This is a genomic window from Acidovorax soli (assembly GCF_014207955.1).
In the GTDB taxonomy this organism is placed as follows: Bacteria; Pseudomonadota; Gammaproteobacteria; order Burkholderiales; family Burkholderiaceae_C; genus Acidovorax; species Acidovorax soli_A.
Genome location: NZ_JACHLK010000010.1, coordinates 196653 through 212071 on the forward strand (window position 1 = coordinate 196653; position 15419 = coordinate 212071).

The window sequence follows — 15419 nt, forward strand, 5'->3', positions numbered from 1 at the left end:
TCATGGGTTTTCCAGGTCTCGTCCGATGCGTGCCCGGGGGCGACGCGCTTGCAGGTAAACAGATTCGTGGTCGGTGCCGGCATTCCAGCCGCCCGTGGCCAGGCCGACATTGCGCTGGCTGGGGTGCGCGGCGATGAAGTCCTCGCGCAGCCGCAGATCCAGGCCCGGCCCGCTGCCGGCCGAAAGAAAGCCGGGTTCCACGCGCAGGCCGCTGTCCATCACCTGGGTGCGACCCTCCCAGTCCGGGTCCATGCGTTCGAGCACCAGCGCATTGGGGATGGCGCTGAGCAGGTGCACCATGCCGACCTCGGCCACCGGCCCGAGCGAGCCCGAGTGGGGCGCCACGGTGACCGACAGGGCCTCGGCCATGCCGGCGAGCTTTCGGATCTGGGTGATGCCGCCAAAGCGCCCGCCGTCGGGCTGCACCACGTCGAGCAGGCCCTCGGCCAGGAAGGGCTGCATGTCCTGCAGCGTGGCCAGGCGCTCGCCGCCGGCCAGCGGCAGCGCCACCTTGTCGCGCACCAGGCGCCAGCCGCGCAGGTCGTCGGGCGCAACGGGCTCCTCCAGGAACAGCAGTTTCAATGGCTCCAGCTCGCGGCCGATGGCCACCGCGTCCGCAGGCGCCAGCCATGGCGGCCCGTGCAGGTCGCACATCAGGTCGATGTCGGGGCCGATGGCGGCGCGCACCGCATGGGCGCGCTCCACCACCTTGGCGATGCCGCCCACCTTGATGCCCTGTGCGCCTGCCTGCACGGCTGCGAGCGCAGCCTCGGGCGTGGCCGCATGCACGTAGAACGGCACCTTGCTGCGCGTGGCACCGCCCAGCAGCTCGTACAGCGGCACGCCCAGGGCCTGGGCCTTGAGGTCCCACAGCGCCATGTCGATGGCGTTGATGGCGCCCATGCCCACCACGCCGGTCTGGCCATGGCCCATGCAGGCCACGCGCATGCGCTGCCACAGGCGTTCGGTGGCGCGCGCGTCCTCGCCCACCAGCAGGGGGGCCAGGTCCTGCACGGCCGCAGCCACGGCCCGGGGCCAGCCCGAGCCTTCGCCCGTGCCCACCAGACCGTTGTCGGCCCGCACGGTGACGAACAGCCAGTTGCGCGAGGTGGCCAACGCCGACTTGCCCGTGCCCGTCCACCCCGTCTGCGGCGGGGCGCCCGCCTGCATCAGGTGGCAGCGTATTTCCTGGATCTTCATGGGTTTCCTTTTCTTTTCTCGCTCACTCGGCCTTGATGCCGGCGTCCTTGACCACGGTCTGCCAGCGCGCGAGTTCGCGCAGGTAGAAGGCCTGGAAGTCCTCGGGCTTGCCGCTGGTCACGACCTCGGAGCCGAGCTGCGCCACGCGGGCGCGGAAGGCCTCGCTCGTCGCTGCGGCCACCACGGCATCGTGCAGGCGCTTGACCACGGGGGCGGGTGTGCCGCCCTTGACGGCAATGCCCTGCCAGCTGCGGATGTGCGTGCCGCGCGGCAGCTTCAATTCCTCGGCGCTGGGCACGTTGGGCAAGGCGGCGATGCGGTTGGCCTGCATCACCGCGACGGGCGTGGCGCGGCCCGAGTCGATGGTGGCCTTGAGCGAGCCGGACATGAGGTCGAACATCAGGTCCACCTGGCCGGCCATCAGGTCCTGGTTGGCCGGGGCGCCGCCCTTGTAGGGGATGTGCAGCATGTCGATCTTCATCTCGCGCTTGAAGAGTTCCATGGCCAGGTGCGAGGATGTGGCCACGCCGCCCGATGCCGCCTTGGCACCGCCCGGGGTGCGTTTGGCCAGGGCCACGGCGTCGGCGGGCGTCTTGATGCCGCTCTCGGTCGAGGCCACCATGAGCACCGGCACGCTGGTGATCTGCGAGACCATCTGCAGGTCCTTGGCCGGGTTGTATTTCACACCGCCGATCCAGGGGTTGGTGGCGAAGTGGATGGCCGCAAAGACCAGCGAGTGGCCGTCCGCCGGGTTGTTGAGCAGCGCCTGCGTGGCGATGTTGCCCGAGGCGCCACCCCGGTTGTCCACGATGACGCGCTGGCCCAGGTTCTTGCCCATCTCTTCGGCCAGGGTGCGGGCCACCGTGTCGGCACTGCCGCCCGGCGCGAAGCCCAGGTACAGGGTGATGGGCTTGTCGGGGAATTTCTGCGCCTGGGCCGCGCCGGCACCGGCGAGCAGGCCCAGCGTGGCCAGGGCGGTGAGGGCCAGCCGGCGGGTGGGGCGGGGGGATCGGGGTTGCATGGTGGTGTCTCCTTCGGGTTTTTTGGGCGTAGGCAATCCCGCTCCCTGTCTGGCAGGGAGTGCAGCATTGCAGTTCTGGGGAAAAAAGGGGGCGCTACGGGGCGGGCAGCATGGCCAGCAGGTCCTTGCGCGACATCTCGGCGTGTTCGAACGCGATCGCGGCAGCAGCCTTGCCATCGTTGGCGCGCAGCGCATCGATCATCTGCGCGTGCTGCACCGTGACCATCTCCAGCCGCTCGCTGCCATAGCCCTTGCTGCGCCGCACGGCATCGACCAGGGCTGAGCGGCCTTCGAGCATCTCCACCGCCATGCGGTTGCCCGAGATGCCGTCCATGTAGCGGTGGAAATCGCGGTTGGCGATCACGCAGGCGGGGATGTCGGCGCGCTCGGCCGCGCTGCGGCGCATGTCCTCCAGTTCCACCAGCCGGTCGATGTCGGCGGGCTTGGCGGCCGTGGCCGCGTCGGCCGCCAGCATGGACTGGATGGCGCCCCGGATCTTGTAGAGCTGGTTGATGTAGAGCGCATCCACCGTGGGGATCACGGCGCCGCGGTTCATGCGCATGGCCACCACGCCTTCGCCCTGCAGCTGCAGCAGCGCTTCGCGCACCGGGTTCTGGCTCACCTGGTAGTGCTTTGCCAGCTCCGTCAGCGTGATGTGGGCCCCGAGGGCCCAGACGCCTTCGACGATGTCATTGCGCAACTGGTCGCGCAAACGAATGTAGGTGGGGGTGTTGAGTGCGTCCATGTTGCCAGTATATACTCCATTTCAGATTTTATAAAATCCAAAATCTACAATCCAGAACATGGGGCATGCAGCCCCGTTCACAACCCGAGGAGACTTGAGACATGAAGAAGAACCTTGTGCGCCACTGCGCCCTGGCCTGTGCGGCCGCCGCCTGCCTGCCCGCGCTGGCCCAGTCGTCCGTGACCATCTATGGCCGCGTGGACCTGGGCGTGTTCCACCAGAACGGCGGCACCACCCCGACCAATGGCGGCATCAGCCCCGCCGGCCCGGCCGCCAACATGTGGCAGGTGCGCCAGGGCTCGGCCGGGCGCATCGGCTTTCGCGGCGTGGAGGACCTGGGCGGCGGCCTGGAGGCGGGCTTCCAGATGGAGCACCGCTTCGATGCCGACACCGGCCTGGCCCACAACCCCTTCTGGGAGGCGCGCTCCTATGTGTATGCAGGCGCGCCCAAGGCCTGGGGCACGGTGTATGCGGGGCGCGAGTACATCCCCGCGTTCTGGGTGGCGCTCAAGGCCGACCCCTGGGGCTTCGACACGGTGGCCACACCGGGGCCGCGCCACCTGCTGGCCAACTATGGCGTGCCCGTGAGCGGCATCCGCAGCGACAACACCATCGGCCTGCGCAGCGCCACCTGGGGTGGCTTTTCGACCAATGTCGCCTGGAGCGCGGGCGAGGGCACGCGCTCGAACAGCGCGGGCGCGAACATCGAGTACACCTCGGGCCCGTTCTATGCGGGCGCGGCCTATGACAGCACCACGGCCCAGCAGAAGATGTGGATGGCCGCCGCCTCCTACGACTTCGGCGTGGTGCGCCCGGCCCTGCTGTACGCGCGCTCCAAGGTGAACAACGTGGACAGCAGCAATGTCTCGCTCACGGCACGCGTGCCCGTGTCCACCCACCTGGTCAAGTTGGCGGTCTCGCGCCTGGACCCCGAAGGGCCGGGCAATGCCAACACCAAGCTGTCGGTGGGCTATGAGCATTTCCTGAGCAAGCGCACCTCCATCCTGGCCAACATCGGCAGCGCCAAGCAGGACAAGCTCACGCGCACCACGCTGTTCGACCTGAGCCTCAAGCACAACTTCTGACGCAGGGCCTGCGTCCCCTACTTCCGCTTCCTTGCCGGTGTGCGTTGCGCGCACCGGCAGGCTTCACTTCGCCCATTCCATGACCAGCGCATCCCCTTCCCTGTTCGATACCGCCGCGGACGCGGCCCGTGAGGCACCCTTCTGGGCGGCCAGCGATCCAGCCACCCGGGCCGGGCTCCTGCAGGCCCTGGCCCGGGTGCTGGAGCAGCACCGCGACCCCCTGGTGGCGCTGGCCCACGGGGAAACCCACCTGGGGTCCGTGCGCCTGCAGGGCGAGCTGGACCGCACCTGCTTTCAGCTGCGTGCCTTCGCCGACTTCGTCCTTGCGGGCAGCCTGCATGCGGTGGAGCACGATGCCGCGGTCGACGGCCCGCCGCCGCGCGGCCGGCCCGGCATGCACCGGGTGCGCGTGCCCCTGGGGCCGGTCGCCATGTTCGCGGCCAGCAATTTCCCGTTCGCGTTTTCGGTGCTGGGGGGCGACACGGCGTCGGCCCTGGCCGCCGGCTGCCCGGTGGTGGTGCGTGCCCACCCGGCACACCTGCAGCTGTCGCGCGCCGTGTTCCACCTGGTGCAGCGGGTGCTGCACGAGCAGCATCTGCCCAGCGGCCTGGTGGGGCTGGTGGATGGGGCTTCGGTGGAGCACGGCGCGGCGCTGGTGCAGCACCCTGCGATCCAGGCGGTGGCCTTCACGGGCTCGTTGCGTGGCGGGCTGGCGCTGCAGGCGCTCGCGGCGCAGCGCGCCGTGCCCATTCCCTTCTTTGGCGAGCTGGGTTCGGTGAATCCGCTGGTGGTCCTGCCGGCTGCCTTCTCGGCCCAGGCGCCCGAGGCCCTGGCGGCCCAGTTGGCGGCCTCGGTCACCCTGGGCATGGGCCAGTTCTGCACGCGGCCCGGCGTGGTGGTGCTGGTGGGCTGCGAGGCGTCGCGCCGCTTCCTCGCCGCGCTGGCGCTGCACCTGGCCGAGGCGCCGGCGCACCCGATGCTGACGCCGGCCATCGCGGATGCCTACCTGTCCGGAGCGCAGGCCTTGCGCAGCACTGCGGGCGTGGGGGTGCTGCTTGAACCATCGCTCGAGCGCATGGGTGCGCTGCTGGCCACCGTGCCGGCGGCGGACTTCATGGCCCGCGAGGAGCTGCGCCACGAGATCTTCGGGCCCGCGGTGCTGGCCGCGCTGTGCGAGGACGAGCAGGCCCTGGTGCCCGTACTGCAGTCCATGGCCGGCACGCTGGTGGCCACGCTCTGGGGCGCCGAAGCAGATGCGCCGCTGGCCCGCCAACTGGTCGCAACGGCCACGGCGCGCGCCGGGCGGGTGCTGTTCGGCGGCGTGCCCACGGGCGTTGCGGTCACGCGCGCCCAGCAGCACGGCGGGCCCTGGCCTTCGTCCACCCAGCCGGCATCCACCTCGGTCGGGCTGCATGCCTGCGAGCGCTTTCTGCGGCCCGTGGTCTACCAGGGCGCGCCTGGGTGGCTGCTGTCCGGCTTCCCATCGGAAAGGAGTTGACGCACCCCAGAGCACCTTCCAACACCAGCCATGGCTTCGCACCACCGCGGGCCGACCCAAGAACGAGATACAGGAGACAAACAATGAATTGGAATCTGAAAACCGCCGCCCAGGCACTCGCCCTCGCGGCCTGCGCCAGCACCGCCTTTGCCCAGCCCGGGCCCGGCTTCGGCCTCATCGGCGAGGTCAAGCCGCGCAGCACGGCCGACATGGTGGCCGCCGGCATCACCAGCCCTTTCGGCATCGGCGGCGAGACCACCGACCGGGGCTACAGCACTTTCGAGAACTGGCGCGACTACCTGGGCCCGCTGGGCGCCTCCAAGGTGCGCATCCAGTCGGGCTGGCACTTCATCGAGCCGGTGATCACCAGCCCCGCCACCTACGACTTCAGCAAGCTCGACACCATCGTCAACGGCGTGCGCGCGCAGGGCGTCAAGCCCTTCGTGTTCCTGGGCTATGGCAACGAGCAGGCGGGCTGCACCAACTGCGGCACCAAGGGCCTGGGCGGGGTGCTGCCCACGGGCACCGGGCGGCAGAAATGGCTGGACTTCGTGCGCGCCACCGTCACGCGCTACAACCAGCCCACGGTCAAAGTCACCGACTGGGAGATCTGGAACGAGCCCGACGGCCATGTGCCCGCGGCCGACTATGCCCAGCTGGCGGTGCAGACCGCGCAGTTGATCAAGAGCATCCAGCCGGGCGCCAAGATCACCATCGGCTCCTTCACCAGCGGCGTGCTGGGCGGCGCCACCTCCGACGGCTACCTGTATGCGAAGTCGGTGGTCGATTACTTTGCCGACAACAAGGGCGCGACGGTGCCCAGTGCCGATGTCTCGGTGGGCTTCCACCCCTACTGGGCCCTGCCGGACTACGACTCCTACCCCACGCAGGTCGCCAAGTTCGATGCGTTGCGCACCCTGGTCGAAGGCCGGGGCTTCAAGCTGCGCCAGGGCGAGAACGGCGCGCCCTCCACCGCGTGCCAGTATTTCGCGCTGTGCGACACCGCCGCCCCGTTCGACGAGACGAACCAGGCCAAGTACATGCTGCGCCGCATGCTCGGCGACTTCTGGCGCGGCATGGAGACCAACATCTTCACCATCGTGGACCTGCACTACGACTCGACCAAGAACACCAAGGGGCTGCTGCGCACGGGCACCTGGCAGTACAACCCCAACCCGGCCTCGGGCCCGAAGAACGGCGACCAGACCGTGCAGGCGCGCAAGATCGCCTATGGCTCCTACCAGAACGTCACGGCCATCTTCGACAACCGCCTGCAGCGCATCGCCAACCACGGCTGCACGGCCCCGTACGGCCACACCGTGCATGCGTACTCGCGCAACGATGCGGGCGTGGTGCGCAACATGCTGGTGGTGTGGAAGAAGACCACCGAACTGCCGACGGCGACGGCGGGCACCACGCCCATCACCATCAACTGCTCGGGCTTTCACTTTGCGCGCTATGCGCAGAGCAGCACGCTGCGCCCGCGCTTTGCCGACCTGCTTGACGGCAGCGTCTACCAGTTGACGGACACCAGCGTGGTGCTGAACAACAATGCCGGGACCAACAGTGTGCAGGTGAAGAACCTGCCCGTGGGGGACTATCCGGTGGTGATAGCCGACCAGGGCCTGGTGATCTTCCAGTAAGAGCGGCTCACAAAACTCTTCTGGCGTCGTTGCTGCGTCTTGTCGTACTACTCGTACTGCCTGCGGCGCAGCGCCTAGCCAGAACCGCTTCGCTGAGTTTTGTGATCCGCTCTGAGGCCTCAGTCCTGGGCCAGTGACTCCTGCTGCGCCAGCGCTTCCAACTGGGCCAACTGGTGCACCACGATGTCGCGCTGGTGGATGCCGATGATGCCCTCGCGCTCCATCCACTTGAGCTCCATGTTGATGCGCTGGCGCGAGCCGCCCAGCAACTGGGCCAGTTCGTCCTGCACCAGCGACAGGCCGATGGCGCCGCGCGTGCCGGGCACGGCGGCGCGCTCGCCGAAACGGCGCAGCATGTGCAGCAACTGCTTGGCCAGGCGCGCGCGCAGGGGCAGGGTGGCCATGTCCTCCATCATCCAGTACAGGTAGCGCATGCGCCGCGCCTGCAGGGTGAGCAGGGCCTCGCCGAACGAGGGGTGCTCGCGCAGCAACTGGCGGAACACGGCCTCGGCCACGCTGAGCACCGTGGTGGGGCCGTGTGCGTGGGCATCGTAGGTGTTGGCGCCCTGGTGCAGCACCTCGGCCTCGCCCACCCAGATGCCGGGTTCCACATAGGCCAGCGTGACCTGCTTGCCCGAGGGCGTGGTGCGCCGGAAACGGATGGCACCACTGGCGCAGGTGAACCAGTCGGTCGCGAGCTTGCCCTGTTCGACGATGACCTTGCCGTGCGCATAGCGCGTGACGCGGCCCAGCCGGAAGATGTCGTGCCGCAGCGAGGGCGTGAGCGCCGCGAACCAGCGGCCACGGTTGATGGCGTCGCGCTCTTCCAGGCTCAGGAAGGGGCGCTGCTGTGCGTTGCGGTCAGTGCCGTGGCTCAGGGAATCCAGCATGGTGGGTGGCTGCTCTCGGGGCAAGTCGACAGAAAGGCCCGGCATTTGCCGCGCTGCAGCAATTTTAGCGATGCATCGGTGGCGCCGGGGACCTGCGGGGCACATTGGCGACAGGGGCGCCCGGCGGCCTATTCCCTGCTGCGCGGCTTGCGCAGAAAGGCCAGCAGCCGCCGCTCGGCCGCGCTCAGGCCGCGGGGCGACGCGGCGCCGCCAATGCGCTCCCACACCGACTGCATGCCCGGCCCGGCGTCCGATGCCAGACGGGTGCCCAGCGCCAGCACGGCCGGGTGCACATAGGATTTCTTGCACACGGCCGGTGTGTTGCCCAACTGGCGCGCCACCTCGGCCAGGATGTGCTTGGCGCTGTAGGCCTTGGGCCCGGCATCGCCGGCGCAGGCCAGGCGCGTGAGCTCCAGCGCCTGCACGGTGCCATGCCAGGTGCGAAAGTCCTTGGCGGTGAAGCGCGGGGCATCGCCGCCGGCCGGGTCTGCCCCGGTGATCTCGGCCAGGTAGTCGTTCACATCGCCCGAGCCCACGGCATGGGGTTTGCCTTCACCATCCACGTACTGGAACAGTTCCTGCCCCGGCAGCTGCTGGCAGCGGCGCACGACCCTGGCCACGCGCGGGTCGTCCAGTGCGGCCTGCTGCGGCACACCGCTCTTGCCGCGAAAGCTCAGCGTGAGCTTGCTGCCGTGCAGCCGGGCATGGCGCGTGCGCAGCGTGGTCAGCCCGAAGGAGTTGTTGCTGCTCGCATATTCCTCGTTGCCCACGCGCACGAAGGTGGTGTCCAGCAGCCGCACCAGGGTGGCCAGCACCAGCTCGCGCGTGGGCGATTGGTGGTGCGTGCCGGCCTGCAGCTCGCGCGCCACGCGGGCGCGGATGCGCGGCAGCGCGCGGCCAAAGGCCTGCATGCGGTCGAACTTGCTCTCGTCGCGCTGGGCACGCCATTCAGGGTGGTAGCGGTACTGCAGCCGGCCGCGCGCGTCCAGGCCCGTGGCCTGCAGGTGGCCGTTGGGCAGGGGGCAGATCCACACGCTGGTGTAGGCCGGCGGTATGGCCAGCCGGTTGATGCGCGCCACCTCCTCGGGGTCTACCACCCACTGGCCGTCGGGGCTGCGGTAGCGGAAATGCTGGCCGCGCTTCACGCGCGTGAGGCCGGGCATGGCGGTGCTCACATAGCGCAGGCCGCCGGGCAGGCGGGGGCGGGGCGTGCGGGGAGACGAACCGGGAGCAGGCATGCCCCGATCACACCGCGCGCCACCACAGCCGGCCGTAGGAGCCTGCAGGGCACCAGCGTGGGACGGCGCCGCGCGACCGTGCTACTTCGCGGCACCCGCCACTGCGTGGCGGCAGCCAAAGGACAGGTTCTCGCGCGCGATGTCGTCGCTGCCGCACTGCCATTTGCCCAGGTCGCTCTGGCCTTTGCGCTTCTTCATCGTGGGCATGTAGACCAGGTGCTTGCCACTGAGCGGCTCGCCTGCGCCCTCGGCAATGGTCAGCCGCACCACGCCGTTGGTGGGTTCGATGGTCAGGGCCTTGAAGCCCGTGGGCAACTGCCCGGCCTGCGTGATGCCGATGGCTGCCGCATTGGCCGGAAAGCCGCCGCTGCTGCGGTAGTGGTTTTCCACCAGCTGCAGCACGGGGCGTGCGGCCTTGTCCAGCTCGCGCACCTGTTCACGGTGCGGGTTGGCGGGCTCATCGCCCTGGTTCCACAGTGCCACGGCCACCATGACCGCAAAGCTGAAGGCCGAAAGTGCGCCCAGCACCACCATCGCCTTGAGGAACCAGCCGGGCCCGCGCTCCAGGGCCACGGCCTTCTGGATGGCGGTATGGCTGGCGCTGCTCGCGACCACGAAAGTGCCCGTCATCGAGCTGTGCAGGCCGCGTTCGCCAAACAGGGCGGTGAGCACGCGGTGCAGCAGGAAGGGGATGGCCAGCGTGAGCCCGAGGGTCAGCGTGTACTTGAGGAAATGCCGCAGCATGGAGCGCACGACGCCGGGGCGTTCGCCCGTGGCCGTGGCGACGCGCATGCCCAGCAGGCGCTTGCCTGGCGAGCCGGGGCCCATGGCATCCATCAGCGCGGGCGAGAACAGGCCCAGCACGGCCAGCGCCAGGGCCCCCGGGTAGGCGGCGTTGGGCGCAGCGTCGAAGGCCGCACGGGCAAACACCCAGGCCAGCACCATGGCGATGGGCACAAGCAGCATGATCAGCCCGTCGATCAGCGTGGCGCCCAGGCGCGCCAGGGTGCCGGGAAACACCTCCACCAGTTCCGCCTGGTGCGACGGAGCCGGCGCGGGCCGCGGGGCTGGCGCGGGCGTGGGGAAGCCGAACGGCGCAGGGGCTGCGCCCGCTTGCGCACCCGCCACCGGCAGCGGTGCCTGGCAGCTGAAGCATTGGGTGTAGGAGGCGTGGTTCTGCCAGTTGCAGCGCGGGCATTGCATGGTGTGCGGCGGGCCACAAGGCGATGGCCGGGAAAGGTGGGTCGAAGCGGCCGGATTATGTGGCGCTTGCCCGGCAGTCTGTAGCCTGCAAACCCGGTTTGTGGCCTGCGCAACACACTCTCACCCGAAGGAGTGAGACATTCCGCACACTGGCCGGCTTACTTTGCTGCGGCCCGGGCCTGCGCGATCCAGCCATCGAAGGTGGCCTGGTGCGCGCGTATCCAGCCATCGGCATGGCGCGCCAGGTCGGCCTGCGTGTTCTGGCCATCGCGCATGGCCAGGTTCTGGGCGTTGATGTCGCCCACGGGCAGCTGCATCACCTCGAACAGCTTCGCCGCAGCCGGATTGGCATCGGTGAACTGCTTGTTGGCCACGATGCGCTGGTGGTTGGGGATGAAGCCGTAGTTCCTGCCGTTGGGCAATTGCGTGTCCGCCCCGGTCTGCCCGGCCGGCAGTGCGGTGTGCGGCACCTGCAGCCACACGACTTCCTGCCCGGGGCGTAGCACGCCGCTGACCCAGTACGGCGTCCAGGTGTAGTACAGAATGGGCTGGCCCTGGCGGAAGCGGGCAATGGTGTCGGCGATCAGCGCCGAGTAGCTGCCCTGCACGTGCGTGACCGTGGCGGTGAGGCCGTAGGCCGTGAGCTGGTGCTCGATCACGCCCTCGCAGCCCCAGCCCGGCGTGCAGCCTGTGAGGTCCGCCTTGCCATCGCCATTGGTGTCGAACAGCTTGGCAATCTGCGGGTCCTTGAGCTGGTCGATGCGGGTGATGCCGTATTGGTCGGCCGTCTTCTTGTCGATCAGGTAGCCCTGCACGGCGTTCTGCGAGTAGCTGCCGGTGCGCGAGAGCTTGGCGTCGCCGCCCGCGTTCCTGTAGAAGTCGGCATGCAGCGGATCCCAGTGGTTGGCCATGTAGGTGGCGTCACCCTGGGCGATGGCCACGTGGGCCGTGGGGTACTCCACTTCCTTGATGGGCTGCACGGCGTAGCCGAGCTTTTCGAGCGCGCGGCCCACCAGCAGGGTCTGGAAGGTCTCTTCGGCGATGGAGCTTTGCAGCGGCTGCACGCTGATGCCCTTGCCGGGCTGGTCGCCCTGGGCCTGTGCGCCGCCTGCCAGGGCGATGGCGGTCAGCAAGGCGGCGATGCGGTGGTTCTTGGATGCCATGGGTCGGTGTTCCTTGTTCGTGAAAGGGCGTTCAGCGCCCGGCACGGGCCAGGGCCGCCTGGGCGGGCGATGCCTGGTCCGGCCGCGGTGGGGGGGCAGGCTGCACCAGGCGCGCCAGCAGGCGCAGCGCCAGCCCTGCGGGGCCGCGGTGCCACCAGTGGCGCACGCCGCGGCGCGGCCGGCCCAGCGACTGGGTGATGCGGTCCAGCGTGATGGCCAGCAGCACGATGCCCAGGCCACCCACGGTGGCCAGGCCCATGTCCAGCCGGCCGATGCCGCGCAGCACCATCTGGCCCAGGCCGCCCACGGCGATCATGGAGGCGATGACCACCATGGACAGCGACAGCATCAGCGCCTGGTTGATGCCGGCCAGGATGGAGGGCATGGCCAGCGGCAACTGCACCTTCACCAGCATCTGCAGCGGCGAGGCGCCATAGGCACGCGAGGCCTCGATCAGGTCGGGCCGCACCTGGCGCAGGCCCAGGTTGGTCAGCCGCACCAGCGGCGGCAGTGCGAAGACGATGGTCACCACCACGCCCGGCACGTTGCCGATGCCGAACAGCATCACCACCGGCACCAGGTAGACGAAGGCCGGTGTGGTCTGCATGGCGTCGAGCAGCGGGCGCATGAAGCGCTGGGCCCGGTCGCTGCTGGCCAGCACAATGCCCAGGGGCAAGCCGATCAGCACGCAGAAGGCCAGCGAGGTCAGCACCAGCGACAGCGTGACCATGGCCTCAGGCCAGATGCCCAGCAGCGCCACCAGCGCCAGCGACACCACCGTGCCCAGCGCCAGCGCGCGGCCCGCGAACTGCCAGGCCAGCAGGCCGGCCAGCATGACCATGGCGGGTGCGGGCAGGCTGGTGAGCAGGCCTTCGACCGCGCCCAGCGTGCCGTCGATGGGCGCGCGCACGCTCTGGAAGAAGGGGCGGAAATGCGCCACCGCCCAGGTCAGGCCCTGGTTGATCCAGGCCTCCACGGGCAGCGAGCCATCGAACAGCGGGTTCAGGTGCAGGCCGCTGGCGGCCGAGGGGTCTACGGCGGTGGCCAGGTCGGGGGGAGACGCTGGGGCGTTGAGCCAGTCGGTGGACGCTGCCCCGCCGTCGCCGGCCTGCATGGATGCCTCCCACGGATCGACATAAGCAGTCGGCGCTGCGGTGGCCTCGCCGGCCCAGGGGCTGGCATCGGGCTGGGTGTTCTGGAGCAAGGTGGTTTCGTTCATGCGGGGCTCCCGGTGGTGGCGGTCGATGGGGTGGGGGCGGTGGCCGGGATGGGCGGCGTGTCCCGGTCCAGAAAGCGCAGCAGCGTGGTCTTGCTGATGGCACCTTGCAGGCGCCCGTCTGCATCCACCACAGGCAGGGCGCAGGGCGCCTGGGCCACCTGGCCGAACAGCTCGGCCACCGGGGCCTGGGCGTCAAGGGGCACCACGCCGCCGATGTAGGCCTGGTGCAGCCCCAGCGGCCCGGTGTGGCCGTGCAGGGCCGTGCGCAGCGAGTCGGCCGACACGGTGCCCAGGTACTGTTTGGTGGGGCTCACCACGTAGGCGAAGTCGTCGTCGTGCCCTTCGATGCGCTGCAATGCTGCGCGCGCCCCCCGGTCGCTGTGTTCGTTGACCACCGTGAGGCGCTGGCGCGCGATGTCGCCGGCCTTGAACACGGCGGCCGCGTCGACCCCGCGCACGAAGCTGCGCACGTAGTCGTTGGCCGGTGTGCGCAGGATCTCGTCGGGCGTGCCCACCTGCACCACCTCGCCGTCCTTCATGATGGCGATGCGGTCGCCGATGCGCATGGCTTCGTCCAGATCGTGCGAAATGAAGACGATGGTGCGCCGGCGCACCTGCTGCAGGCGCAAGAGCTCGCTCTGCATTTCGGTGCGGATGATGGGGTCCAGCGCCGAGAAGGCCTCGTCCATCAGCAAAATGGACGGGTCGCTGGCCAGCGCCCGCGCCAGGCCCACGCGCTGCTGCATGCCCCCCGAGAGCTCGTCGGGGTAGCTCGCGCCCCAGCCCGCCAGGCCCACCTGGTCCAATGCCAGGGCGGCCTGCTGCTCTCGCTCGGCACGGTCCACGCCCGCCAGTTCCAGCCCGAAGGCGGCGTTGTCCAGCACCGTCAGGTGCGGCATCAGCGCGAAGGACTGGAACACCATGCTGATGTCCTTGCGGCGCAGGGCGCGCAGTGCGCGGTCGCCGAGGGCGTTGATGTCCTGGCCGTCCACCAGGATGCGGCCGGCCGTGGGCTCGACCAGGCGGTTGAGCATGCGCACCAGGGTGGACTTGCCCGAGCCAGACAGGCCCATGACGACGAAGATCTCGCCTGCTTCAATGGTGAAGCTGGCGTCGAAGACGCCGATGGACTGGCCGGTCTGCGCCAGGATGTGCTTCTTGTCCAGGCCCTGGCGGGCCAGGTCCAGCGCGGTCTGCGGCGCGTCGCCGAAAACCTTGAAGACATGGTCGATGGTGATTTGCTTGGCCATGGGGTGGGTCCTCCCTCGGTGAATGGCGGTTCGTTCAACAGGCCCGGCCACCCGAAGGCGGCCCAGGCGCGGGGCTGGAAAAGCACAACCCTGATGCGGCAGCCGACCCGGCAGGCACGCGCAATGCAGTGCGTGACGGGTCACGGAAACGGGGCTGGAAGAGATCGGCCCGAATGGCACGCGAAGGCGGTGCGCAAGGGCCTGGGTGCGCGCCGGAAGAGGTCTGGGCAGAGGACTTCCGGGGGCGCGTGCACTGGGCTGCCGCCAAGGGCGGCCCGGCGCAGCAAGGGGCATCAGGGCCGCAGATCCGGCCGTGGCGTCAGGGCCTGTCCATCACAGGGACAGTGGCCCGACAGGGCGATCCACCCAGCAAGCGAAATGAATCGGGAGGTGGATTACCTGCGTTGCAGGTTGTAAAACACCAGTAAATTCTAAGTATTCAGCGCTTTTATGTCAAGAAAGCGGGTTTTTGCCGCCATGGTATGCGCGGGCGCGGGGCGCCAGGACATTCCATGGGGCATGAAAAAGGCCGCTCGAAAGCGGCCTGGGCGGGGCAGCGCGGGGCGCTTGCTCAATGGTGCGACGATGGTGCGCTGTGCGACATCAGGCGGTCCGTCAGCGCAATGGCCAGTGCGCTCAGCAGGAACACGGTGTGAATGATGGTCTGCCACATCAGCACCTTGATGTCGTAGTTGGCGGCGTTGATGAAGGTCTTGAGCAGGTGGATGGAGCTGATGCCGATGATGGCAGTGGCCAGCTTGACCTTGAGCACCGAGGCGTTCACGTGGCTCAGCCACTCGGGCTGGTCGGGGTGGTCTTCGAGGTGCAGGCGCGAGACGAAGGTCTCGTAGCCGCCCACGATCACCATGATGAGCAGGTTGGAGATCATTACCACGTCGATCAGCGCCAGCACCACCAGCATGATGATGGTCTCGTTGAGCGCGGTCACATCGACATCGCTCTTGTAGCCGATGCTGGAAACCAGGGACTTGAGCGCGGCCGTGTTGCCGAAGGCGGCCTCGATCAGGTGCACCAGCTCCACCCAGAAGTGGAACACGTACACCGCCTGCGCCAGGATCAGGCCCAGGTACAAGGGCAATTGCAGCCAGCGGCTGGCGAAGATCAGCGAGGGCAGCGGGCGCATGGGGGCGGGCGTCAGGGGCGGCTTGGGAGCGGACATAAAGCGGGTGGAGTGGGGAAGACGCGCAATTTTAGGGGGTGGCGCGTGACAGGTATTCGACCGGCCCGCGGGGACTTGTCCGCC

The 15419-nt window shown here is 69.1% G+C and carries 13 protein-coding genes; 3 read left to right on the forward strand and 10 right to left on the reverse strand.

Annotated elements, in window-relative coordinates; all coding sequences use genetic code 11:
- The 3 genes from HNP48_RS23370 to HNP48_RS23380 form a co-directional block, all read right to left on the reverse strand.
- Entirely contained in the window at positions 1-1200 is a 1200-nt protein-coding gene (locus HNP48_RS23370) for a mandelate racemase/muconate lactonizing enzyme family protein (RefSeq protein ID WP_184861602.1), read from the reverse strand.
- A gap of 22 nt (positions 1201-1222) precedes the next feature.
- Complete coding sequence (locus HNP48_RS23375) at positions 1223-2221, reverse strand: tripartite tricarboxylate transporter substrate binding protein (protein ID WP_184861603.1); 999 nt, start codon at positions 2219-2221, stop codon at positions 1223-1225.
- Positions 2222-2315: 94 nt separating this feature from the next.
- Positions 2316-2966 (reverse strand): GntR family transcriptional regulator, encoded by a 651-nt coding sequence (locus HNP48_RS23380; RefSeq protein WP_184861604.1) that lies wholly within the window; start codon positions 2964-2966, stop codon positions 2316-2318.
- Positions 2967-3067: 101 nt separating this feature from the next.
- On the opposite strand from HNP48_RS23380, the gene HNP48_RS23385 reads away from it, so the two are divergent.
- The 3 genes from HNP48_RS23385 to HNP48_RS23395 all read left to right on the forward strand — a co-directional run bounded on the left by HNP48_RS23385 (position 3068) and on the right by HNP48_RS23395 (position 7192).
- Positions 3068-4051, forward strand: coding sequence for a porin (locus tag HNP48_RS23385; protein ID WP_184861605.1), 984 nt, complete (start codon positions 3068-3070; stop codon positions 4049-4051).
- Between the two features lie 79 nt (positions 4052-4130).
- Positions 4131-5549, forward strand: coding sequence for an aldehyde dehydrogenase family protein (locus HNP48_RS23390; protein ID WP_184861606.1), 1419 nt, complete (start codon positions 4131-4133; stop codon positions 5547-5549).
- Positions 5550-5632: 83 nt separating this feature from the next.
- Positions 5633-7192, forward strand: a complete 1560-nt coding sequence (locus HNP48_RS23395; protein WP_184861607.1) for a hypothetical protein — start codon at positions 5633-5635, stop codon at positions 7190-7192.
- Positions 7193-7311: 119 nt separating this feature from the next.
- Here HNP48_RS23395 and HNP48_RS23400 read toward each other — a convergent pair whose 3' ends face one another.
- The 7 genes from HNP48_RS23400 to HNP48_RS23430 form a co-directional block, all read right to left on the reverse strand.
- Positions 7312-8082 carry a Crp/Fnr family transcriptional regulator gene (locus HNP48_RS23400; protein WP_184861608.1) on the reverse strand — a complete coding sequence of 257 codons (771 nt, stop codon included), beginning with the start codon at positions 8080-8082 and terminating at the stop codon, positions 7312-7314.
- A gap of 128 nt (positions 8083-8210) precedes the next feature.
- Entirely contained in the window at positions 8211-9320 is a 1110-nt protein-coding gene (locus tag HNP48_RS23405) for a DNA topoisomerase IB (protein ID WP_184861610.1), read from the reverse strand.
- Between the two features lie 81 nt (positions 9321-9401).
- Entirely contained in the window at positions 9402-10523 is a 1122-nt protein-coding gene (locus HNP48_RS23410) for an RDD family protein (RefSeq protein WP_184861612.1), read from the reverse strand.
- A gap of 158 nt (positions 10524-10681) precedes the next feature.
- A complete protein-coding gene (proX, locus tag HNP48_RS23415) occupies positions 10682-11686 on the reverse strand; it encodes a glycine betaine/L-proline ABC transporter substrate-binding protein ProX (RefSeq protein ID WP_184861614.1) in 1005 nt (334 codons plus the stop codon).
- 31 nt (positions 11687-11717) lie between these two features.
- On the reverse strand, positions 11718-12905 hold the full coding sequence (proW, locus tag HNP48_RS23420; protein ID WP_184861615.1) for a glycine betaine/L-proline ABC transporter permease ProW: 1188 nt from the start codon (positions 12903-12905) through the stop codon (positions 11718-11720).
- Positions 12902-14155, reverse strand: coding sequence for a glycine betaine/L-proline ABC transporter ATP-binding protein ProV (proV, locus tag HNP48_RS23425; RefSeq protein ID WP_184861616.1), 1254 nt, complete (start codon positions 14153-14155; stop codon positions 12902-12904). Before proV ends, proW begins: the two co-directional genes overlap by 4 nt.
- A gap of 571 nt (positions 14156-14726) precedes the next feature.
- On the reverse strand, positions 14727-15335 hold the full coding sequence (locus HNP48_RS23430; RefSeq protein WP_260420347.1) for a TIGR00645 family protein: 609 nt from the start codon (positions 15333-15335) through the stop codon (positions 14727-14729).
- Positions 15336-15419: the final 84 nt, after the last annotated feature.